Raw genomic sequence first — 20913 nt, forward strand, 5'->3', positions numbered from 1 at the left:
CTTGATTGTCTGAAGAGGTGCCCGCGCAAAGCTGCGGGCTGGATAGGCGGATCGTCCGATGACTAAATTTCGAAACTACGTAGCGGCCGTTGCGGTCGCCGTCATGCTGGCGGGCTGCGGTCAGCCCGACAGACCGGAAGTTGAAGAGGCTCAGGTCGCAGGTGAAGCGCGTACCGAGACCTTGCGGATAACCCGCGAAGCTCATGACAATCCGGTGCCAGTCGCCTCACCGAGCTTTATTCGTCCTGCGCCAGATGAGCGCCCGTCATCTATATCCGAGCCCGCGCAAAGCGTTGATGACCCGGCAGCGGTAACGACGATCATGCCTGCACTGGGAGATATCGACATCTTTAATGAAGTGCGTGCACGAGCGCGCGCTCTGGCAGCTGAAGACTATGAAGCGCCGCCACAGGCACCGGCCTTTGTGCGAGGCCTCGATTATAACGACTACCGGCGGATCGAGTTTCGCCGTGACGCGGCACGATTTGCAGAAGATACGCAGGCGTTTCGTGTGATGCTGGATACGCGCGGTTCGCTCTTCCGGTCTGGCATTGAAGTTAATGTCGTGTCGGAAGGCTCGGTGACCGAGGATGTATACAATCCAGCTGATTTTAATTTTCACGATCTTGAACTGACAGAAGACCAGCAGGCACAGCTTGGTCTGGCTGGTTTCCGTCTGCTCGCGCCGATCAACCAGTCAGGCCGTTATGATGAAGTGCTGAGCGTGAAGGGGGCGAGCTTTTTCCGCGCGCTGGGCGCAGGCAATTTCTACGGCGCATCGGCGCGTGGCATAGCCGTGAACACTGCGGCTGCCGAAGGCGAGGAATTTCCGGACTTCCGTGAGTTCTGGATGCGTCGGCCCGCGGCGGGAGATCAGGAGTTTGTCTTCTACGCATTGATGGATGGCCCTAGCGTGACTGGCGTTTATGAATTCCACGTGCGTCCCGGCGTTCAGACGCGCATGGATATCAACGCGGTGATTTATGCACGCGAAGAAACGCGTCAGATAGGTATTGCGCCGCTGACCTCCATGTTCGAGTTCGGACCGCAGGACCCTGAAACCGTGAGCACGGATTTCCGTCCGCGCGTACATGATTCCGAAGGCTTGCTGGCCTATCTGAGGAATGGCGAATGGATCTGGCGACCGCTGAACAATCCGGCGACGCTACAAATTTCGAGCTTTACTGATGAAGTGCCGTCAGGCTTCGGTCTGATACAGCGCACCCGCGATTTCCATGACTATCAGGACATTGAAGCTCGCTATGAAAACCGCCCAAGTGTCTGGGTCACGCCTGGTGCGGGCTGGGAGGCTGGCGAGCTTGTGCTGGTCGAGATTCCAACGCCGAACGAATACAATGACAATGTCATCAATTACTGGCGGCTCGATGAGCCGCTCCTGCCGGGTGAGAGCATGGAATTCAGCTATACGCTGAGCTGGGGTATGGATCCGCCTTATCATTCGCCGCTGGCAAGTGTGCGTTCGACGCGAACCGGAGTGGTCGAGGGCGATGCTTCGCGACGCCTCTTTATAGTTGATTACGACATGGACGACGTCGAGGCGATGGAGAGCCTCGAGCCGGTGGTCTCTGCCTCTGCCGGCACGATCCATAATGTCAATGCGACGCCGGATGAGCGTAACGGCATTATGCGTCTGAGCTTCGAGCTGCAACCGCCGGCAAGCGGCTCCGTTGAGCTGCGCGCTTTGTTACAACAGGTCGAGCATCCGGCATCTGAGACATGGCTGTATCGATGGAGCCCGTCATGAGCCTGACTGATATTCGTCCGCCAGAATGTCCTCTGCATATGCCCGAGCAGGGTCTGAAAGGTTATGCCTGCGCACCGGTATCAGGTGCTCGTTCCAGACTTTGGCGCAAGGCGGCTGTCATTGGCGGCGGCGCAGCGGTCACGGTCTGGCTCATCTGGTTGATGTTCGATGTGTTGAGCGTTTCGGGCCTGACCCAGCTTGAGTGGGCGTTGCTGGCGATCTTCTCGATCAATATCGGTTGGATCGGGTTTGCATTCGCAAGTTCGGTCGCCGGATTTTTGGCCAGCCTTTTCATGTCGCGCTCAAAACCGGTAGCGTCTGATGCGCCACTGACAACGCAAACAGCGATCCTGTTTCCTATTTATAACGAGTCCGTCACGGATGTGTTCGCTACGGTAGAGGCGACGGCATCTGCGCTTGCCTCGGCTGCGCCGGACCGGTTCGAGTGCTTCATCCTCAGCGATACGGTGAAGCCTGATATTGCTCTGGAAGAGGAAGAAGGCTTTCATAAGCTGCGTGCTTCCCTGCCGGAAGGCTGCCGGGTTTATTATCGCCGACGCACAATCAATCTGGCGCGCAAGGCGGGTAATATTGACGACTTCGTCTCTCGCTGGGGCGGGCGCTATGATCACATGCTGATCTTTGATGCCGACAGCTATATGAGCGCCGATACGTTGATCGAGCTCGTACGCCGGATGGAAGCGCAGCCTGAAGTCGGCCTCATTCAGACCATTCCGAAACTGATAGGCGGGAAGAGCCTGTTTGCGCGAGCCCAGCAATTTGCGGGCGCGGTTTACGGGCCAGTGCTCGGGCGCGGTATTTCCTTCTGGTCGCAGAATGAGGGCAATTATTGGGGCCATAATGCTATCATCCGGACAAAGGCCTTTGCCGATGCGGCTGGTCTTCCGGTCATGCCCGGCAGGGCGCCTTTTGGCGGGCATATTCTGAGCCATGACTTTGTAGAAGCTGCGCTCCTGCGCCGTGCAGGCTGGAAGGTCTGCATCGCGCCCGATCTTGGCGGGTCGTATGAAGAAGGTCCGCAAACGCTGATCGACTTATCCGTCCGCGACAGGCGTTGGTGTCAGGGCAATCTGCAACACACCGCCGTACTGGCGCGTGCGCGCGGGATCAGCTTCACAAACCGCCTTCATTTCTCGATCGGGATCATGTCCTATCTGGCGTCGCCTCTCTGGCTGACGCTCATTCTGGTGGGTATGGCATTGTCGCTTCAGAACCGGTTTTTGAGGCCGGAGTATTTTTCGGGCGATCCGTCACTGACGCCAAGCTGGCCTGTCATTGACCCTGCGCTGGCTCTCAGCGTGTTCTTTGCAACGCTCGCTATCCTGCTTCTGCCCAAAGTGTTCGGCGTGATTGTCAGCGTCATCCATAATGAGCGTGGCAAGCGGTCATGGATGGTGATCCCGGGTGCGCTCGTCGAGACGATTATCTCTGCGCTCGTCGCGCCTCTGCTGATGGCAGCGCAGACCGCTTCGGTCATCGCCATTCTTCGCGGGCAGGATTCAGGTTGGGTCCCGCAGCAACGGGGCTCGGACGGCTATCGCTTTGCGGACGTTGCGCGGCGACACGCGCTGACAACGTTGATGGGAGTTGTGCTGACCGGTGCGGCTCTTGCTATCTCGCCCGTCTTCGCAGCATGGCTGCTGCCAGCCTCGCTTGGCATGATTTTCGCAATTCCGCTTTCTTACTGGAGCGGCAAAACGCTGAACGCGAATGGCTTGTTAGCCCGCTTGCTGGCAACGCGTGAAGATTTCGATCCACCGAAAGCCTTCTCGCAGTCGTTAAGCCGCCGTGACAGCTATGCGGCGCTTTCAAAACATGATGCCAGCGATGTTGTGATTGCGCCTGATCTGGCCCGGCGACATGCCTGTATGGTCGACCATGTCTGGCCGCTTGGGACAGGAGAGGTGCATGTGCCGCTCGCTGTCGCTGAAGCGAAGGTCGCACGGGCAGATAATCTGCACGCGCTGATGAGCGGGCTGAGCGATAAAGAATGTATGGCGCTGTTAAACGATCCCGACGCGCTTATGCGTGCGCAGGCCCGTTTCTCAGGGCCTGTCGCAATTGCCGGTGAATAAGAGAAGACAGCGCCTGCCTTACTCGTCTTCGATGCGCTTTTTCGCAGCCTTCAGACGCGAGAGGATTTTCGGGGACAGGCTCGCATTCGCAGCAAGGATATTGCCGGTCTTGAGTAGCTCGCCGCCATCAATCTCCTGAACGACGCCGCCCGCTTCGCGTACGAGTACGATACCGGCTGCAATGTCCCATGCGTTGAGGTTACGTTCCCAGAAGCCGTCAAAGCGGCCAGCTGCGACGTATGCAAGGTCCAGGGCTGCAGAACCGAAACGGCGAATGCCGGAGGTTTCCTGCGTCAAGTGGGAAAGCTCTGCCCAGAATAGCTGGTGGCGTTCCGGAGAGTGACCGACAAATGGTGTGCCTGTCGCGACAACAGCGTTTGCGAGCTTGATACGTGTCGCTACTTTCAGGCGCCAGTTCTCAAGCCAAGCACCCTGACCGCGCTCGGCCCAGTAAATGTCGCCGCTGATGACGTTATAAACGACACCGGCATAGAGCTCGCCTTCGCGCTCCAGAGCGATGGAGACAGCAAAGTGCGGAATGCCGTGCATGAAGTTCAGCGTGCCGTCGAGCGGGTCGACGATGAAGCGGTTGGTTTTGTCAGTGCCTTCAACAACGCCGCGTTCTTCCATCACAAAGCCATAGCCCGGACGTGCGCGAGACAGTTCGTTGTAAATGACTTCTTCAGCGCGGTGATCCGCGTTGGTGACGAAATCGCCCGGACCTTTTCTGGAGACCTGAAGGTTTTCTACTTCGCCAAAATCGCGGGCGAGGCCGCGGCCTGCTGCACGGGCGGCTTTCACCATGACGGTGATGAGTGGGCTTTGTCTGGACATGGATATAAATTTCGTTCGTGTAACGTTATCAGAAGGGGCCGTATCGGTCCTTATGCGTCTGGTCAAGATAAAGAGCCGTTAAGCTGCAGTGAAAGCTTAATCAATTCGGGGCGAATATGGCCCTTGGGAAAAGGGTGATGGAGCCAATCATATGAATATCATGACATTGCGGAACGCTGCATTTGGCGGCCTGGCGCTTCTGCTTGCGGCGTGCGGTCAGGGGCCTGAGGCGACAGGCTTCATCACAGAGAATCTGCCACCGCCTGAAGGCGCAGAAATTGAAGAAGGTGATGTGCCACGTGATGAAGCGGGCCGTCCCTTCCAGTACGGCCTGCTGGGTGAAACGCTTCCGGCATTCTCCGTTACCATGCCGGATGGATCTGAGGTCACGGATCAGGATATTCGCGGTCAGTGGATGATTGTCGATTTCTGGGGGCTCTGGTGTCCTGATTGTATCGTCGATGCGCGCCATGTTGATGCGCTCTATGCGGAGGTTCAGGGCGAAGAGGGGCTCGGCATGCTCTCTATCCATTCCCCGCCAAACCCGAACCGTATCAATGATGCGTTTGGCCGATGGGAGAGCCTTGAAGCCTATACCGCAGAGACCGGCTATGGCGGCCATTCGGCGGTTGATAGCGATGCCAGTGCAATTGACGCATTCGACCTGCCATGGGTGCCAATGTACTTCCTGGTAGACCCTGAAGGTACAATCCGCGGCTTCCGCTCGGGGCTTTCTACGGCGGGTGATGAACCGGTTGAAACCTTCCTGAGCGAAGTGCGTGAGGTGATTGAAGCAGGCTGAGGCCGGGTCTCTACCTTACGATAGAGCCGCAGGCAGACCTCACCTGACGGTGTAAAAATTTCAGTCAGTTTCCTGTTTTCCATGGTCCGGCCTCTTCCGGGGGGCGGGTTAAGGTGATTTAATCTACTGGGAGTACCAGTGGAGCGGGTTAGTAATGTTGCATCCATCGACCAAGCGTCTGATCGATAAGCTGATCGAGATGACTGAGGCATCGAAGATCACCTGGCTGGAAGGTGAGGATGGGACATGCATTTACGACACTGAAGGCTATCGCGTGACCATCGGTCAGGCCCCAAGCCGCGTCGTGCTGCTGGATGCTGGCGGCCGTGTGCTGGAGACTGTCAGCGAATCTATCCTCGCCAATACAACCGATTCCAACGGCATGCAGTATACGCTGCGCGTTGATAATCTCGTCTCCACTGCGCGTCGTCAGATTACCGGCGCGACCGATGTGATTGACCGCATTGTGTCAGCGCTTGAGCTGGACAAAGATAAGAAACCGGACCGAAAATCGAAAGATAAAGTGGTTCCGGCTACGCCTCGTCCGGAGGTTACGTTTCCAGACCAGCCGGAAATGGCGTCGCGCGTGGCAATGCTCGCTGCGAAGGTCAACGGCGTGCCGCCTGACGTGGAGGCCGATGAGGATGAGGTTCTCGAGCTGGATGATGTTGGCGCTTCGGATGAGAGCGATGATGCAATGGATGTTCCGCCCGTTGCAGACCCTGTGATCGAGCTGTCACATCGTGAGGCTCTGTCCGGGCTCTCTGTTGGTGCAACCGGCCTCGCGGCTGTCGGCACTGGGGTTGAGGGCGGTTCGGATGAGCTGGTCATCGATGATGAGCCGGAAACGCAAAACAAAGAAGATTATGATAGCGGATCGCCATGGAGCGTGCCGGATGCGGCGGCTGAAGCCAGTGGCGAAACGGTCGAAGATTACGTCGATGCAGATGATGATCAGGATTTCGGATTCGCACCTGCAGCTCGCGAACCGCTTCCGGCAGTTGATGACCAGCCTGAGCTTTTAAGCGAAGCGACCGCGTCAGAACCCATGCCGGATGAAGAGTTCGACAATGCGCCAGCCGCGCAATTGCCGCGCCCGGACATTCTGACGTCCGCGACTTTCGGGGCGATTGGTGCGTTCGGCACAATCGGTGCGTCTGCGGTTGAAGCCATTGGCGAGGAAGATACATCTGAAAGCGATGAGTGGATTGCCTCGGAGAAGAGCTCCGCACCGCTTACTCCGGTTGAGACCTCTGTGCCGACTGAGCCTGAAGTCGAGCCGCCCAAGGCATTGCTTCATGTCGGACCTGTCATGGAAGGCATGAGTATCACAATCGATGCCACGAAGGTGACACCACTCGAATACACAATGCCGAACGTCATGACGGTCGAGGTCAGCGAAATCGAAGCATATCTTGCCGAAGAAGCCGCCGTTGCAGCGTCTATGCCGGCCATGCAGTTGCCGCCGACAGCGTTTCTGTCACGCACGATTATGGCTGCCGCGTATAAATCGCCGGAACCTGCACCGTCACCGGTTGAAGATGCCGTAGAGTTTGTTGATGCCGTCGAGGAGGTCGTCGTAGAGCCTCAGGATGATTGCTCGGTCATTGAGGCTGAGGTGACACCTGTTGATACAGACCCGGTGATGGAAACACGGCCAGAGCCGGAACCAGAGCCGGAGCTGCGCGGCGGGCGCAGAACCGTTTATAAGTATAATCCGTGGATGTAAGCGCGGGATAGTTTTAAGGCCGCAGAGATGCGGCCTTTTTCGTACGCGTTTAGTTCGTCAGTTCCACATCCCAGTAGAGATAGTCCATCCAGGTTTCATGCAGGTGGTTCGGCGGGAAGCGTCGCCCTTGATCCTGTAGCTGATAGTTGGACGGGCATTCCGGTTTCCGGTTCGGGTGCATGCCGATGTCATCTGGCAGCCGGTTGGCCTTTTTCAGATTACACGGGCTGCAGGCCGTGACGATATTCTTCCAGCAGGTTGTGCCGCCGCGCGAGCGCGGAATGAGATGATCGAATGTGAGATCATCGCCCGATCCGCAATAAACGCAGGAGAACCCGTCTCTCAGAAACACATTAAAGCGTGTAAACGCTGGAGCCCGGTCCTGTTTTATGAATTCCCGCAGACAGATGACGCTCGGAAGCTGCATCTGGAAAGACGGGGACCGCACCACGTGATCATACTGGGCCACTACATCCACACGCTCCAGGAAGACGGCTTTGACGACGTCCTGCCAGGGCCAGATTGAAAGCGGATAATAGGAAAGCGGCCGGTAGTCCGCATTGAGAACAAGTGCGGGCCACGCGTTGGCAGGGGTATTTGAGACAGAAGCCGTCATACTCACCTCGCATCGTTGCCGATAAGATCAGAAGTATAGCGACTCTGCTGATCTTTCCAGTGAGATGATTAACTGATTCACCGCTACAGCTTTATGACAAACGCAGTTTATATCCACGCGCGTAAATATGCCTGCAGATTCAGCGCGCATTGCCTCTTAAATGGTTGATATAGCCCCACAAAAGATGGGCCGCGACACCGCGATAGGGGCGCCAGCTCTCTGCATGGGTCAGAAAAGCTTTGGCGGTGAGGCGGTCCTCAGCCTGGCTTAGAAGGCGCAGCGATTCCATTAAGCCAACATCGCCCTCCGGAAAGGCATCAACCCGGCCTAGCGAGCACATCAAAAACAGTTCTGCCGTCCACGGACCAATCCCTTTTACGGCAGTCAGATGTTTGCGGGCTTCGGCGTCGGGCATCTCATTTAATTGGGCAAGGTTGAGGCTGTGCGTTTCGATGGCTTTGGCAATGGTTGTCAGATGTCGGACTTTCGGGCGGGACAGGCCACATCCGCGTAATTCATCCTCGGCGGCGTTCATCACACGCTGGGGTGAGAGATCGCCTGCCGCCCAGTCACAGACACGCGTCCAGATCGCATCGGCAGCTTTTGTCGAGATCAGTTGGTACACAACGGTTCGTGCCAGAGCCTCATAGCTTGCAGGCTGGATGCGCCATGCCGGAATGCCAATTGTTGAATACGCTCGCGCAAGGGCCTCATCGCGGACGGATAACGCCTCGCAGGCTGTCCTCAATTGTTCGCGGGTTGGATACATTTGCTCGCCTTGTGTGAAGCGGGACTATCAGGACTTAACGGGAGCCGCCACGCAAGGTGTTTCCGAGGGACATAAAAAAGCCGGCCCTTTTTGGAGGACCGGCTTTCTTCAGATCTGACACCAGATCCTAGAATTCAGTTGCGTAGAGCGTTGCAGAAGCTGTGCCGCCGCCAAAAACGCCAACCCAGATGTCGTATTGGCCAGAGCCGGATACAGTTACTTCAGGGTTGAAGCCGTTTGTGTCGTCAGCGCAAACCCAGCTGCCATCTGGCGTGTTCACAACGATCGTTGTGTCAGCGTCAGAAACAGCACCCAGAGAGAACTGGCCGCCATTCCACATCAGGCGCGCATCAGGAGCCTGAGAGATCATGCCTGCGCAGCCAACGCTTGATGCATCGACAGTGCCGCCAGCGACGATTGCCAGCTCAGAAGGATCAGGGGCGAAGCCCGCTGAGAGTGAAAATGTGCCGAAGTTTGGCTCAAGTGAGTAGTCCTGCGCGATTGCAGGTGTAGCGATAAGTGCTGCAGTAGAAGCAGCAAGGATAAGTTTACGAAGCATGGTCAGACCCCCTGACATATATTGTGGCAAGCATCGGCTCACCTTCGTCCCCTCGTGTGACAGGATGTTAGCAACCGTAGAAAAATTTTTGAAATTTACTAGGTGCAGAACTGCAAAAAGTTCAGTGCCGTAGCGTCAACTCTCGCAAATGAGTGGGATTAAAAGCCATAAAAAAGCCGGTCAGATGGACTGACCGGCTTCCGTTAAATTCTATTGCGAAGCTTAGTTGCTGCTCAGCTCGGAGATGGACAGCATAGAGTTCGCATATCCGCCACCGAATGTGCCAACCCAGATGTCATACTGACCAGAAGATGGATTAGACAGGTAAACAGACGGGTTGAGGCCATTACCGCCGTCATCGTCACACATCCACGAACCGTCTGGCATGTTGATGACAAGCGTTGTGTCTTCGCTGGATGCAACGGAGATGATCAGAGGCAGAACGCCGCCAGCCTGATACTGAAGTCGGAAATCCGGAGCGTTTGAAATGTTGCCCGCGCAGCCAAGGCGGGACGCATCAATGCTGCCGCCAGCTGTGATGTTGACGTTATATGGATCAGGTGAGAAGCCGGATGTCAGAGAAGCGGAACCGAAGTTCGGGTTCAAAGAATAATCCTGGGCAACTGCTGCGCCAGTGGTGAAGAGTGCTGCTGCAGCAGCGATTGCTAGTTTGCGGTACATAATTTTCGTCCCTCGTTTCAAAACCCACTGGAAGTCCATTACTCTGTCAGTCACGCGGTCCCCTCCAAGGCGTCGGCAATCTGACCGGATGCTTCCGAATTCAGACTAGGCAACAGTTGTGGCAAAGCAAAGCGAAAACCTCAGTGTTCATAACAAGATAGTAATGTTGTCCTGAACCTATTCTGAATAGCTTTGACCGCCCCTGTTAATGTGACGCGGTAGCTCTGGACTGTCCATTTTTGCCAAATAACCACAATTATTTCAGGTGTTTGAAGCCTTGATTTGGGGTCAGGATGTGAACGAAATTCGAGTATAATCAGCTTCCTCATAACTTTCTGAGGAAGGACAGGTGCGCAAAAAAAAAATTCAGCTACGCTTGGCCGCACGTCGATTTTGCCAGTGAATTATGCCTGAAACCGCCCAGAAAGCCGATTTTCCAGTTGCGCGCTTTGCGCCGAGCCCGACTGGCCGATTGCATATTGGACATGCGATTGCCGCGCGTGAAGCCTTTCAATTTGCAGATGATCACGGCGGCAAATGCCTTCTTCGCATTGAAGATATTGACCAGACACGATGCAAACCGGAATTTGAGGCCGGTATTTATGACGACCTCAACTGGCTTGGCTTTGACTGGCCGGAACCGGTAAGGCGCCAATCGGATTATTTCGATGATTACACGCGCGCGCTGGGTGAGCTGCGCGAAAAAGAGCTGGTCTATCGCAGCTTTCTGACGCGCAAGGAGTTGAATGCCGACCTCGAAGAAAGAGGCATTGGCGAAAGTCCCGCTGGCGAGCGTCCCTATCCCGGACCGATCGCCCGAATGTCATTCGATGAGGAAGAGATGAAAGTCGAGCGCGGCGACAGTTTCGCCTGGCGGTTATCGCTTTCAGCCTGTCGTGACTATCTGGGCGCAGCGTTCAATGATCTGTCTTTCGTCGAAGAAGGAGCAGGCGTTATGGCAGGCGAGATAAAGGCACATCCTGCATGGCTGGGTGATGTGGTGCTCGCCCGTAAAGATACACCGACCAGCTATCATCTCGCGGTTACCCATGATGATGCGCTTCAGGGTATCAGCCATGTGGTGCGCGGGCGCGACCTCTATTTTTCGACCCATATTCATGTGCTGCTGCAGCGCCTGTTTGATTGGCCGACGCCTGTTTATCGTCACCATGGTCTCATTCTTGATACGGCCGGGAAGAAGTTTTCGAAATCCGACCGGTCCAGAACGCTTGAGAGTCTGCGCAAAGAGGGTGTAAGGCCCGAGCAGATCTTTCGTGACTGGGCCCTTTCATGACAACTCAAACGGCTGCGTATGGCGATGCCCGCAGCGTGCTTATCGGAACCGTGCTTCTGTTGACAGGAGGCGTGCTTGTCGGGTTCGCAGCGATTGGTCTGCGCCTGTCGGTCGGCGATGGCGTGGGGCCGCAGGCTACCGGTTTCTGGCGGTTCTTTCTGTCTTTGCCGGTTATATTGTTGGTGTTCGCAGCCAGAGGCAGGCTACCGGCTAAGCCTAACCTGTTTGCGATTCTAACCGGCGTGTTTTTTGGCCTGGATATCGGCGTCTGGCATTTATCGCTCACCATGACATCTGTGGCGAACGCGACCTTCATTGTGAATATGGGCAGCCTGTTTGTTGGCGTCCTCGCATGGGTGTTCCTGAAGGACCGTCCCAGTATTTTCTGGGCAACTGCCGTCGCGCTGGCGCTGAGCGGTGTGTGGTTTCTGTCAGCTGGTAAATCCGCTGCGAGCGGTGCGAGCGATATTCGCGGAGATATGCTGGCGCTGTTCGCGGCCTGCTTTCTTTCCGGATATTTCCTTTGTGGGAAGCTGGCCCGCGATACCCTATCCGCGCTTGATGTATTGTTCTGGGCGACAGCGACCATGGCGTGCGTGGCGCTCGTTTTATGCCTTGTTTTTCGTGAGCCTGTTATGCCTGAAACGCTGGGGCAGTTGAAATGGCCGTTCGCGATTGCAGTCTGTTCGCAGGTACTGGGGCAGGGGTGCATTATTGCGGGGCTTGGGCGTGTGCCGCCAGCCATTGCAGGCATTATGGTGATTGTGCAGCCGGTTGCGTCTGCTCTCATTAGCTGGCCGGTGTTCGGCGAGGCGTTGTCAGTGATGCAGTTTATCGGCGGTGGTCTTATTCTGGTGGCGCTGCTTGTCGCGCAGAGGCGTCCGGCGCGCAGATAATTCTTTTGACGTCTCACAAAACTGTTGCACTGGCGTGTAAGTGGGTATGGTCAGCGAAAAGGTCACTCAGGTGGGAATACACATGAAATCATCTCTTTTTTCCGCGGCGCTTTTGTCAGCGACAATGTTGGCCGGGTGCGAGACGCAAACGGCCGTTGAGGCTCCGGCACCCACAGTGCCATCTTACGGGCGCACTATTGTAACCCCGGTTCAGGCTGAAGACAGCTATTATACAACGGCGCAGGCACGGGTAAGCGCGCGGGCTGAAACGCGCGGCGCAGGTCAGGCGCGCAATGTCATCATCTTTGTCGGCGACGGGATGGGTATTTCCACCATCACGGCAGCGCGCATTTATGCCGGTCAGTCGCAAGGCCTGGACGGTGAGAGCTATCAGCTGACCATGGAAACCTTCCCGAACGTAGCGCTTTCCAAAACCTATTCCGACAACTTCCAGACGGCAGACAGTGCGGCAACGGCTGTCGCGATGATGTCCGGTGTTAAGACCGATTCCGGAACACTCGGCTTTGACCGGAATGTGCAGGCGGGTAACTGCGCAGCGTCTCTTGGTCATGAGGTTGAATCGCTTTTCAGCATGGCTGAGGCGCAGGACTTCTCGACGGGTGTTGTCTCAACGGCGCGCATCACCCACGCGACACCGGCAGCGACCTATTCTCACTCACCATCGCGCGACTGGGAATTTGACGGCGCGGTTGGCGCGCAGGCAGAGCTTGGTTGCCGCGATATTGCTTCACAGCTGATCGATTTTCCTGCCGGAGATGGGCTTGAGCTCGCAATGGGCGGCGGCCGCAGCAATTTCATGACGAACGAGCAGGCTGACCCTGAATATGAAGGCCGTACAGGCCGTCGCGGCGATGGTCGTGACCTCGTAGCGGAATGGTCTGCTAAGTCTGACGATCACACCTTCATTTATGATCAGGCGGGTTTTGACGCGATCGATTTTGATTCAGACGTTCGTGTGCTTGGCCTGTTCGAACCATCCCATATGCAGTTCGAACAGGACCGCCCGAATGATACTGCAGGCGAGCCGTCACTCTCTGAGTTGACTGCGGCTGCGATTACGCGCCTGTCCCGCGATGAGGACGGCTTCGTGCTGATGGTTGAGGGCGGACGTATCGACCACGCTCACCATGGCGGCAACGCTCACCGCGCGCTCGTCGATGCCGTTGCATTTGATGATGCAATCCGCACGGCGGTTGAGATGACGGATGCGTCTGAAACCATGATCCTCGTGACGGCTGACCATAGCCACACAATGACCATTGCCGGTTATGCTGCGCGCGGTAACCCGATCCTTGGTCTGGCCCGTAGCGAAGTCGGTGCTTTGCTGCGTGCATCAGATGGTCGTCCTTACACGACGCTCGGTTACGCGAATGGTCCGGGCGCGGTCTGTACAGCAGCAGACAATGGCGCATGCGAGCGCGGCGACCTGACGGACGTTGATGTCGAAGCGCCTGATTACCAGCAACAGTCTACCTATCCGATGGGATCTGAAACCCATGGCGGTGAAGATGTTGCGATCTTCGCAACGGGCGCCGGTTCTGAACGTGTTGGCGGCGTGATGGAGCAGAACGAAATCTTCTTCGCACTGGCGCAATCGCTCGGTCTGGTCGACTAGGCTTCAGACTACAGAAATTGAAAAGGGCAGGCTGTAAAGCCTGCCCTTTTTTGTGTTCGGTTCCCCTGAAAATCAGAAACGTACTTTGCCGGAATTGATGTCGTCCACAATCTCCGCAGTGAGTGGCTCGTAGGTATCTGAACCAGGCAGACGCACATAAACCGGATCGTCAATCTGGCTGATGTCATAGCCCTGTTTGACGAGGTCCACTTTGCGATATTTCAGCGTGCCGGTGGTCTCCGGCTCCGGCTGGATACGGATGAAGATCGGGCGGGCATAGACAGGCAGTTGCTGATCGACGTGCGCCGCCAACGCCTTGCCATCAAAACTGCGGCCCGGCTTCAGGTTTACGCCTGCCATGCCTGCGCGGCCATCGGTTTCCGGCATCGCGACACCATAGACGTTTGGCAGCTCCAGATCATCAAAGCTGGAAAGCGCTTCACCGACCTCGTTGGTGGAGACGTTCTCCCCCTTCCAGCGGAAGGTGTCGCCAATCCGGTCGACGAAATAGATGTAATCATGTTCGTCGCGCTTCATCAGGTCACCTGTGCGGAACCACATATCGCCCGGCACGAATACGTCCCGCAGGATTTTCTTCTCGGTCTGTTTCGGGTCGTGATAGCCGTCAAAACGCTGGCGCGGCGCATCTGCGATTTCGCCAATCGCTTCGCCTGCCTCGTCGATATCGGTTTCAATGCAGAAACCGTCTTCGCCGCGGATCGGTTTTTCTTCGGCAATGTCGAACTTCACAATTCGGGTTTTGATCTTGTCGCGCATATAGCCTGGGAGACGACCGACCGCGCCGATCTTTCCGTCAAAGTTTGAAAAGCTCACATTGCCTTCGGTCGATCCGTAAAACTCAACCAGATGTGGGATGTTGAACCGTTCGACGAACTTCTCCCAGACCTCGGCGCGCAGGCCGTTGCCGAAGCCTTTGCGGATGGTGTGCTGGCGTTCCAGCGGGTGCGGATCGGTTTTCACGAGATAGCGGCACAGCTCGCCAATATAGGCAAAGGATGTCGCCTTGTGTTTGACAGCGTCATCCCAGAAATTCGACGCAGAGAATTTGCGCGCGAGAATGAGCGTCGCGCCCGTTGTGAGAGCCTGACCGACGCCGCAAAGCCCACCCGTGGCGTGATAGAGCGGTAGGGTCACATAAATGCGGTCGCGCTCTGTAATGCCGACAGAATCGACAAACGCACCGAGCATGCCGAGTACGCGAACCTGAGTGAGTTTCGCTGCCTTTGGCAGGCCCGTTGTACCCGATGTGTAGACATAGAGGCATGTGTCGCGGCCACGAATTTCAGCGCGGTGCGAACGGTCCGGACGGGTAACAGGCAGGTCTGCAAGAAGTGGATCAAGTGATGACGCGCCAGCGATTGAACAATCAAGGCTCCACGGGACGATATCTTCGCCCAGCTGCTCTTTGGCACTGGCGTAAAGCTCTTCCTGTTCCGGGCCCATCACAATGGCGCGTGCGTTCGAGATGGAAACGCAGTGCGCAAGGCCTGCGCCCTGAAGCTGGTTGTTGATCAGGGCTGTGACGATGCCGGCTTTCGACATACCCACCCAGAAGGCGATGTAATCCGGCTTATTGTCCATGAAGAGGGCCACGGTATCACCGGCCTTGAAGCCCTGATTGATCGCCCAGTGTGCATACTGGTTCGCGCGTTCTTCCAACTCGCGATAGGTGTAGATTTTATCCTCGAAACGGATCGCGACATTGTCTTTGTGTTTGTCGAATTTTTCTTCGAGTACATCTGCCAGACCAACCGGATCGTCGGGCTGATACATGGCCGCGCGCTTCAGCGCTTTACGGACATTCGTGATGTACATCCATTCACGTTTAATCGTGTCCAGAACGCCGATCATGCTTTTCTCCCCGAGTATTTTGTAAGTATCGGGAAGTAGATTAACAGGTCGGCGCGGCTTGTCGATTGCTCCTTGCCGCGGCACTTCGGCTATTCGCTGAAATGTGAACTCAGGAGGCTGGCAGAGTTGTTCTACGCATGTGAATCACGCGAATTAGATGAAGCAATTTGAACCCGCTCGTACGAGCGCTGATTTTATGAGGGCACTATGTCTCTGACGCTTTATGGTCTGAAAAACTGCGACACCTGCAAGAAGGCGCTGAAAAGCCTTGAGACTGCAGGCAAACAAGTGAGTTTCGTCGATATCCGCGCCGAGGCTGATCTTGCCGCAAAGGTGCCGGGCTGGCTGGAAGCGGCTGGTGCCAAAGCGCTCGTCAATAACCGCTCGACGACGTGGCGCGGTCTTTCCGATGATGACAAAGCAAAAGCTGAAACAGACGAAGTTTCCGGCCTTCTGATTGCCAATCCAACTTTGATCAAACGCCCCGTCATCGAAGCGGGCGATAGCGTTTATGTCGGCTGGACAAAGTCGGTTGAAGGCGAACTGACCTGATTTCGAAAATCTGCTGTGGCCTAGCTGCACGCCTCAATGCGTGAGAGCTGCATTTCAAAGGCGCCGTCTTCGCCATCATAAATGATCAGCCCGATCTCCACGACTTCGCTTGCATCGAATACCGCATTGGGCAGTTTCCGGCCCCAGATAGAGGCTTCGAGATTGGAAAGGTTCAGAACGCCTGTGCCCCATTCGCCTTCCGGTGCGCCTTCAATCAGCCCTCGAAAGGCTATGCGTCGTCCGAATGACCGTGCATTCGTGCGCAAGGTGATTGAGTAGGCGCGGGCATCGCGTTTCATGTGGAGGCGCAGCTCCTCAGCCCCTGTCATGGCGCCGCGTGGTACATCCAGCCTGATTGAACTGAAACCGCCACCATTTGTGTTCGTGCTGCCGGTGAAAACCAGAGCACCTTCCTGAAGCGTGGAGCCGCCAGATGATCGCCCGCCCATGACATTATCATTCACGGTTTGCCACGGGTTTTGCGTGTCCGTTTCTGTGTGCTCCACGAGCGTCGTGCAGGTCATCGTATCAGCTCTCACAGGTAGTCCGGCAAATAGGGCTGCCATAAGGATCAGAACGGAAAAGCGCATAGGGCCTCCTGTTTGTTCCTTAAATACGAGCCCGCGGCGCACGCGGATCATCTAAAGAAAAAGCCCGAAGCATCAGCTCCGGGCTTTTATGTGTTCTGGGCTAGCAAGTGCTACCTAGCTGCGAACCAGCTCGTGGATCGCTTTCAGCTGGGAGAGCAGACCTTCTGCAGCCTCAAGCGGCAGGCAACTCGGGCCATCGCAGAGCGCTTTGTCGGGGTCGGTGTGGAACTCGAGGAAGACACCATCAGCGCCAGCAGCGACCGCTGATTTAGCAATGATTGGAACGCCCTCGCGGCGGCCGCCCGTGGACCCGCCCGCTGTACGCGGGTCTGCGCCCGGGAGCTGAACGGCGTGGGTCGCATCAATAGTTACGGGCACGCCGAGCGTTTTCATTGCCGGAATGCCGAGCATATCCACGACGAGGTTATTATAGCCGAAGCTCGCACCGCGCTCACACAGAAGCGTCGGGTTGTTCTTCGTAACTTCACCAACTTTGGTGATGATGTTCTTGCAATCCCATGGCGCTAGGAACTGGGCTTTCTTCACATGCAGCCAGCCGCCAGCGGCTTCTACAGCCTGCGCGCCCTCGACAACGAGGTCTGTCTGGCGGCAGAGAAAGGCTGGTACCTGCAGGACTTCGGCGACTTCGCACACCGTCTCTGCCTGACCCATCTCGTGATAGTCAGTGACAACCGGCGTGCCGAGTTCAGCCTTCACCTTGGAGAGGATTTCAAGACCATCCTGAAGGCCCGGGCCGCGATAGGATGTGATGGAAGAGCGGTTCGCTTTGTCCCAGCTTGCCTTGAAAATGTAGGGCAGGCCGAGCTTCTCGCACACGGCTTTCAGGTGCGCGCCGACCGTCATGGCCAGCTCTTCATTTTCCAGAACGTTCAGCCCTGCCATCACGACAAGCGGGTGACCTTCGCCAATGGAGATGCCGTATTTTTCAAGGGAAAGGGTGCTCATGAGGCGAACCTTCTGTTGTTTGGTATGTTTGCGCAGTCACATGCCTCAAAACGGCGGTGAGGTGAAGGGGGTGGCCCTTAGTATTGCCAGAAGCGCGGTGTCAGAACGACGAAGATCGTCAGAAGTTCGAGGCGCCCGAAAATCATATTGATCGAGCAGACCCATTTGGCGAATGGCTCAAGGTCCTGGAAAGTACCAGATGGACCAAAGATGGAACCAAGGCCGGGCCCGACATTCGAGATGGACGTCGCGGCGGCGGACAAAGATGAGATCGTATCAAGACCTGTAAGCGACAGAAGTACCGTCGAAACCGAGAAGACGAACAGATACAGGAAGATGAAAATCATCACCGACAGAAGCACGTCGTCGCGTACGGGCTGGCCTGCATAACGCACGACCATGATCCGGTTCGGGCTGAGCATCTGGCGGGTATAGGTCCAGATGGTGCGCAGGAGGATTTCGACGCGGAAGACGTTCATTCCGCACGCCGCAGACCCCGCGCAGCCGCCAAGAAACATCAGGGTGAAGAATACGATTTCTGGCAGGCTGCCCCACTGGCCGTAATCGGTGCTGGCATAGCCCGTACCGGTCAGAACCGAAATGACGCTGAACACGGTGTCGCGAAACAGGTGCTCGTCATACCTGATGAACGCTGTCTGCGGATGGAAGCGGACGCAGATATAAAGGATGGCGACGGCAACGACGACGATCATCAGATAGAATCGTGGCTGCGGATCCTTCCAGAGGTTTCTGATACGCCCATGCATCATCAGAACCATGGTTCCGAATGGCAGGCCCGCCACGAACATGAAGACGATACAGACCTCGATAATGCGCGAATCCGCAAATTTGCCCATGGAGGAGTCAGAGGTTGAAAACCCTCCAGCGGCCATGGTGGTCATGGCATGGTTCACCGCATCGAATGTGCCCATGCCGGCAAAGACATAGCAAATGCCGCACAGCACGGTGAGGCCGATATAAAGCCAGACAATTTGGCTCGCGATTTCGGCGACGTGTGGCAGGAAGCGGCCCGAGACATCTGAGGATTCGGCCTGAAACAGCTGCATGCCACCAACTCGCAGCATTGGCATGATGGCAATCGCGGTCACGATAATGCCAACCCCGCCAATCCATTGCAGAATGGAGCGCCAGAGCAGAAGACCGCGCTGTTCATTATCGAGCCCGGTCATGATGGTCGCGCCGGTCGTTGTCAGGCCGGATACGGTCTCAAAGACCGCATCTGTGAAACTGAAGCCGAGCGCGAGAAACGGAAACGCTGCCGCAAGCGGCAACACGACCCAGACAAGCGCGGTTAAGAGGAAGGCCTCGCGCGGGCCCGTCCTCGGCTTTTCGCTGCCTGAGGCGATCGCGATAATGGCGCCAATACCAAAAAGCACGAAAGCGGCGAGGCCAAACACGCCCCATGTCTCAATGCCGGAAACAACGTCGACAATGGCGCATGGCACCATCGCTCCGCCTGTGAGCATTAGGAGCTTTCCCAGAGCAGAGAGGATTGGCTGTAGCTGCATGCTGCGAAGGCGCCTTTAATTGCGGCGGGCAGTCTCGTGAGGGCTGTCGAGCGAGAAGGCCGGAATGGTCACATCAAACTCGATACCATCTTCGCGGCGCATTCCATAGCGTCCAACCATAACGCCGGACGGTTCGTTCAGCGGGCAGCCGGACACATAGACGAAGCTCTCACCCGGCGCGAGCACAGGTTTTTCGCCCACAACGCCTTCGCCATCGACCACCTGACGGCGGCCGCGGGCATCGGTGATTTCCCAATGGCGGTTCACAAGCTGGATGGTGTGATCGACATTGTTTTCGATCTGAACTGTGTAACGCCAGAGATATTCATTGTGCTCAGGGCTGGATTCATCGTCCACGAATTCCGGGAAGACGCGCACCATGACACCCCAGGTCTCCGCCTCATAAGGGAAGACCGCGTCATCCTCAAAATCCATGGCTTACTCCCCTAGTGCCGAATCCAGTGCCCGGATGAAATCTTCCGTCAGATCTTCGACATCTTCAAGCCCGATCGAGATGCGAATCCATGACGCATCGAGGCCCATGCTCGCTTGCTCTTCGACCGGAACGGCGCGGTGCGTTGTGGTGGACGGGTGACAGGCCAGCGTTTTGGCGTCGCCGAGATTGTTGGAAATACCAACAAGTTCAAGCGCGTTGAGGAAACGGAACGCCGCCTCCTGACCGCCAGCCAGTGAAATCGCCATCATTGTGCCGCCAGCTTTCATCTGCTTGGCGTGCACTTCGTAATGCGGGTGATCCTTGCGGCCCGGATAACGGATTGCGCGCAGAGCCTTATGATTTGCGATGCGATCAGCAACGATTGCTGCATTTTCAGACTGTTTCGCCACGCGCAGCGGCATACTCTCAAGACCTTTGAGCACAACCCATGCGTTGAATGGCGACAGAGATGGACCTGTATGACGGATATACGGGTCGATAATCTCTTCCATATCCTTTTGCGGACCCAGAATAGCGCCCGCCAGAACACGGCCACCGCCATCCATATGTTTGGTGCCGGAATAGAAGACCCAGTCAGCGCCAAGCTCGAACGGGCTCTGTAGCATTGACGTCGCGAAGACGTTGTCCACGATGAGCTGCGCGCCAGCCTTGTGCGCGAGTTCGGCAACGGCGGCGATGTCGACCGCGTCGTTCAGCGGGTTAGCCGGGCTCTCAACCAGTACCAGCTTTGTCGGCTTGGAGAGGGCGCGCTCCCAGGCTTCCATATCCATGCCGTCGACGAATTCTGTCTCGACACCGAATTTTGGAAGCTGGTTTGCGATCAGCCAGCGGCATGAGCCGAACAGCGCATTTGCGCCAACAACGCGGTCACCTGACTGCACAGGCGCGAACAGAAGTGATGACATTGCGCCCATGCCGGACGCCATAGTGCGGCAGGCCTCAGCGCCTTCCATCAGGCGAAGACGCTCTTCCAGCATGGCAACGGTCGGGTTGTTGTAACGCGAATAGACATAGCCCGGAATCTCTCCGGCCATTCGGGCCTGCGCCTGTTCAGCAGAATCATACATATAGCCAGAGGTGAGAATCAGCGCTTCTGATGTCTCGCCCCATTGGGTACGTTCTGTGCCGCCATGGACGAGATTTGTCGCCGGGCGGTATTTAGGCGTGTTACCGGAGGTCATGAGCGTAAAGCCTTTTCAATTTCCAAGGCGCGGGCATAGAGACTTGCCTTGGCGGTCGTCAAGGTGAAGGTTGGTTGAGGTATATAATA

Annotated in this window: 19 protein-coding genes; 8 read left to right on the forward strand and 11 right to left on the reverse strand. The window is 56.4% G+C overall.

The genetic code is table 11. The features are described 5' to 3' along the window. Positions 1–58 precede the first annotated feature (58 nt). The gene (locus G523_RS0105985; RefSeq protein ID WP_022694129.1) at positions 59–1765 is read left to right on the forward strand and encodes a glucan biosynthesis protein; all 1707 of its coding nucleotides are present in this window, start codon (positions 59–61) and stop codon (positions 1763–1765) included. Further along, the gene (mdoH, locus tag G523_RS0105990; RefSeq protein WP_033232803.1) at positions 1762–3861 is read left to right on the forward strand and encodes a glucans biosynthesis glucosyltransferase MdoH; all 2100 of its coding nucleotides are present in this window, start codon (positions 1762–1764) and stop codon (positions 3859–3861) included. Before G523_RS0105985 ends, mdoH begins: the two co-directional genes overlap by 4 nt. 18 nt (positions 3862–3879) lie before the next feature. On the opposite strand, the gene G523_RS0105995 is transcribed toward mdoH, so the two are convergent. Beyond that, complete coding sequence (locus G523_RS0105995; protein ID WP_022694131.1) at positions 3880–4695, reverse strand: inositol monophosphatase family protein; 816 nt, start codon at positions 4693–4695, stop codon at positions 3880–3882. A gap of 151 nt (positions 4696–4846) precedes the next feature. Between G523_RS0105995 and G523_RS0106000 the strand changes: the two genes are divergently transcribed. After that, the gene (locus tag G523_RS0106000; RefSeq protein ID WP_022694132.1) at positions 4847–5497 is read left to right on the forward strand and encodes a TlpA family protein disulfide reductase; all 651 of its coding nucleotides are present in this window, start codon (positions 4847–4849) and stop codon (positions 5495–5497) included. A 154-nt stretch (positions 5498–5651) separates the two neighbouring features. Beyond that, entirely contained in the window at positions 5652–7226 is a 1575-nt protein-coding gene (locus G523_RS0106005) for a hypothetical protein (RefSeq protein ID WP_022694133.1), read from the forward strand. 49 nt (positions 7227–7275) lie between these two features. Here the strand turns inward: G523_RS0106005 and G523_RS0106010 are convergent, their stop codons facing one another. The 4 genes from G523_RS0106010 to G523_RS0106025 form a co-directional block, all read right to left on the reverse strand. After that, complete coding sequence (locus G523_RS0106010; RefSeq protein WP_022694134.1) at positions 7276–7842, reverse strand: HNH endonuclease; 567 nt, start codon at positions 7840–7842, stop codon at positions 7276–7278. A 139-nt stretch (positions 7843–7981) separates the two neighbouring features. Then, positions 7982–8611 carry a DNA-3-methyladenine glycosylase family protein gene (locus G523_RS0106015; RefSeq protein ID WP_022694135.1) on the reverse strand — a complete coding sequence of 210 codons (630 nt, stop codon included), beginning with the start codon at positions 8609–8611 and terminating at the stop codon, positions 7982–7984. A gap of 127 nt (positions 8612–8738) precedes the next feature. Beyond that, positions 8739–9170 carry a hypothetical protein gene (locus tag G523_RS0106020; protein WP_022694136.1) on the reverse strand — a complete coding sequence of 144 codons (432 nt, stop codon included), beginning with the start codon at positions 9168–9170 and terminating at the stop codon, positions 8739–8741. Between the two features lie 222 nt (positions 9171–9392). Further along, positions 9393–9851 carry a hypothetical protein gene (locus G523_RS0106025; protein WP_022694137.1) on the reverse strand — a complete coding sequence of 153 codons (459 nt, stop codon included), beginning with the start codon at positions 9849–9851 and terminating at the stop codon, positions 9393–9395. A gap of 406 nt (positions 9852–10257) precedes the next feature. Between G523_RS0106025 and gluQRS the strand changes: the two genes are divergently transcribed. The 3 genes from gluQRS to G523_RS0106040 all read left to right on the forward strand — a co-directional run bounded on the left by gluQRS (position 10258) and on the right by G523_RS0106040 (position 13677). Next, complete coding sequence (gene gluQRS, locus G523_RS0106030; RefSeq protein ID WP_022694138.1) at positions 10258–11145, forward strand: tRNA glutamyl-Q(34) synthetase GluQRS; 888 nt, start codon at positions 10258–10260, stop codon at positions 11143–11145. Next, complete coding sequence (locus tag G523_RS0106035) at positions 11142–12041, forward strand: DMT family transporter (RefSeq protein WP_022694139.1); 900 nt, start codon at positions 11142–11144, stop codon at positions 12039–12041. Before gluQRS ends, G523_RS0106035 begins: the two co-directional genes overlap by 4 nt. An 82-nt stretch (positions 12042–12123) precedes the next feature. Beyond that, positions 12124–13677: an alkaline phosphatase gene (locus G523_RS0106040; protein ID WP_022694140.1), complete on the forward strand. Its 1554-nt coding sequence runs from the start codon at positions 12124–12126 to the stop codon at positions 13675–13677. A 72-nt stretch (positions 13678–13749) separates the two neighbouring features. On the opposite strand, the gene G523_RS18240 is transcribed toward G523_RS0106040, so the two are convergent. Continuing rightward, positions 13750–15549, reverse strand: a complete 1800-nt coding sequence (locus G523_RS18240) for a long-chain-acyl-CoA synthetase (protein ID WP_022694141.1) — start codon at positions 15547–15549, stop codon at positions 13750–13752. 207 nt (positions 15550–15756) lie between these two features. Between G523_RS18240 and G523_RS0106050 the strand changes: the two genes are divergently transcribed. Next, positions 15757–16101 (forward strand): ArsC/Spx/MgsR family protein, encoded by a 345-nt coding sequence (locus tag G523_RS0106050; protein WP_022694142.1) that lies wholly within the window; start codon positions 15757–15759, stop codon positions 16099–16101. A gap of 20 nt (positions 16102–16121) precedes the next feature. Here G523_RS0106050 and G523_RS0106055 read toward each other — a convergent pair whose 3' ends face one another. The 5 genes from G523_RS0106055 to metZ all read right to left on the reverse strand — a co-directional run bounded on the left by G523_RS0106055 (position 16122) and on the right by metZ (position 20824). Further along, a complete protein-coding gene (locus G523_RS0106055; protein ID WP_022694143.1) occupies positions 16122–16691 on the reverse strand; it encodes a CIA30 family protein in 570 nt (189 codons plus the stop codon). Between the two features lie 114 nt (positions 16692–16805). Next, entirely contained in the window at positions 16806–17657 is an 852-nt protein-coding gene (gene kdsA, locus G523_RS0106060; RefSeq protein ID WP_022694144.1) for a 3-deoxy-8-phosphooctulonate synthase, read from the reverse strand. A gap of 77 nt (positions 17658–17734) precedes the next feature. Then, positions 17735–19186, reverse strand: coding sequence for a TrkH family potassium uptake protein (locus G523_RS0106065; protein ID WP_022694145.1), 1452 nt, complete (start codon positions 19184–19186; stop codon positions 17735–17737). 15 nt (positions 19187–19201) lie between these two features. Then, positions 19202–19621 carry a Co2+/Mg2+ efflux protein ApaG gene (apaG, locus tag G523_RS0106070; RefSeq protein ID WP_022694146.1) on the reverse strand — a complete coding sequence of 140 codons (420 nt, stop codon included), beginning with the start codon at positions 19619–19621 and terminating at the stop codon, positions 19202–19204. Positions 19622–19624: 3 nt separating this feature from the next. Further along, the gene (metZ, locus tag G523_RS0106075; protein ID WP_022694147.1) at positions 19625–20824 is read right to left on the reverse strand and encodes an O-succinylhomoserine sulfhydrylase; all 1200 of its coding nucleotides are present in this window, start codon (positions 20822–20824) and stop codon (positions 19625–19627) included. Between the last annotated feature and the right edge of the window lie 89 nt (positions 20825–20913).

Source organism: Ponticaulis koreensis DSM 19734 (genome assembly GCF_000420665.1).
Taxonomy (GTDB): domain Bacteria; phylum Pseudomonadota; class Alphaproteobacteria; order Caulobacterales; family Hyphomonadaceae; genus Ponticaulis; species Ponticaulis koreensis.

Excerpts from the sequence above, each read along its gene's own strand:
- G523_RS0106010 (WP_022694134.1), bottom strand. The coding sequence starts at position 7,842 with ATGACGGCTTCTGTCTCAAATACCCCTGCCAACGCGTGGCCCGCACTT.
- G523_RS0106020 (WP_022694136.1), bottom strand. The coding sequence starts at position 9,170 with ATGCTTCGTAAACTTATCCTTGCTGCTTCTACTGCAGCACTTATCGCT.
- kdsA (WP_022694144.1), bottom strand. The coding sequence starts at position 17,657 with ATGAGCACCCTTTCCCTTGAAAAATACGGCATCTCCATTGGCGAAGGT.
- G523_RS0106035 (WP_022694139.1), top strand. The coding sequence starts at position 11,142 with ATGACAACTCAAACGGCTGCGTATGGCGATGCCCGCAGCGTGCTTATC.
- G523_RS0106040 (WP_022694140.1), top strand. The coding sequence starts at position 12,124 with ATGAAATCATCTCTTTTTTCCGCGGCGCTTTTGTCAGCGACAATGTTG.
- G523_RS0106025 (WP_022694137.1), bottom strand. The coding sequence starts at position 9,851 with ATGTACCGCAAACTAGCAATCGCTGCTGCAGCAGCACTCTTCACCACT.
- G523_RS0106055 (WP_022694143.1), bottom strand. The coding sequence starts at position 16,691 with ATGCGCTTTTCCGTTCTGATCCTTATGGCAGCCCTATTTGCCGGACTA.
- G523_RS0105985 (WP_022694129.1), top strand. The coding sequence starts at position 59 with ATGACTAAATTTCGAAACTACGTAGCGGCCGTTGCGGTCGCCGTCATG.
- G523_RS0105995 (WP_022694131.1), bottom strand. The coding sequence starts at position 4,695 with ATGTCCAGACAAAGCCCACTCATCACCGTCATGGTGAAAGCCGCCCGT.
- metZ (WP_022694147.1), bottom strand. The coding sequence starts at position 20,824 with ATGACCTCCGGTAACACGCCTAAATACCGCCCGGCGACAAATCTCGTC.
- mdoH (WP_033232803.1), top strand. The coding sequence starts at position 1,762 with ATGAGCCTGACTGATATTCGTCCGCCAGAATGTCCTCTGCATATGCCC.
- gluQRS (WP_022694138.1), top strand. The coding sequence starts at position 10,258 with ATGCCTGAAACCGCCCAGAAAGCCGATTTTCCAGTTGCGCGCTTTGCG.
- G523_RS0106005 (WP_022694133.1), top strand. The coding sequence starts at position 5,652 with ATGTTGCATCCATCGACCAAGCGTCTGATCGATAAGCTGATCGAGATG.
- G523_RS0106000 (WP_022694132.1), top strand. The coding sequence starts at position 4,847 with ATGAATATCATGACATTGCGGAACGCTGCATTTGGCGGCCTGGCGCTT.
- G523_RS0106050 (WP_022694142.1), top strand. The coding sequence starts at position 15,757 with ATGTCTCTGACGCTTTATGGTCTGAAAAACTGCGACACCTGCAAGAAG.
- G523_RS0106015 (WP_022694135.1), bottom strand. The coding sequence starts at position 8,611 with ATGTATCCAACCCGCGAACAATTGAGGACAGCCTGCGAGGCGTTATCC.
- apaG (WP_022694146.1), bottom strand. The coding sequence starts at position 19,621 with ATGGATTTTGAGGATGACGCGGTCTTCCCTTATGAGGCGGAGACCTGG.
- G523_RS18240 (WP_022694141.1), bottom strand. The coding sequence starts at position 15,549 with ATGATCGGCGTTCTGGACACGATTAAACGTGAATGGATGTACATCACG.
- G523_RS0106065 (WP_022694145.1), bottom strand. The coding sequence starts at position 19,186 with ATGCAGCTACAGCCAATCCTCTCTGCTCTGGGAAAGCTCCTAATGCTC.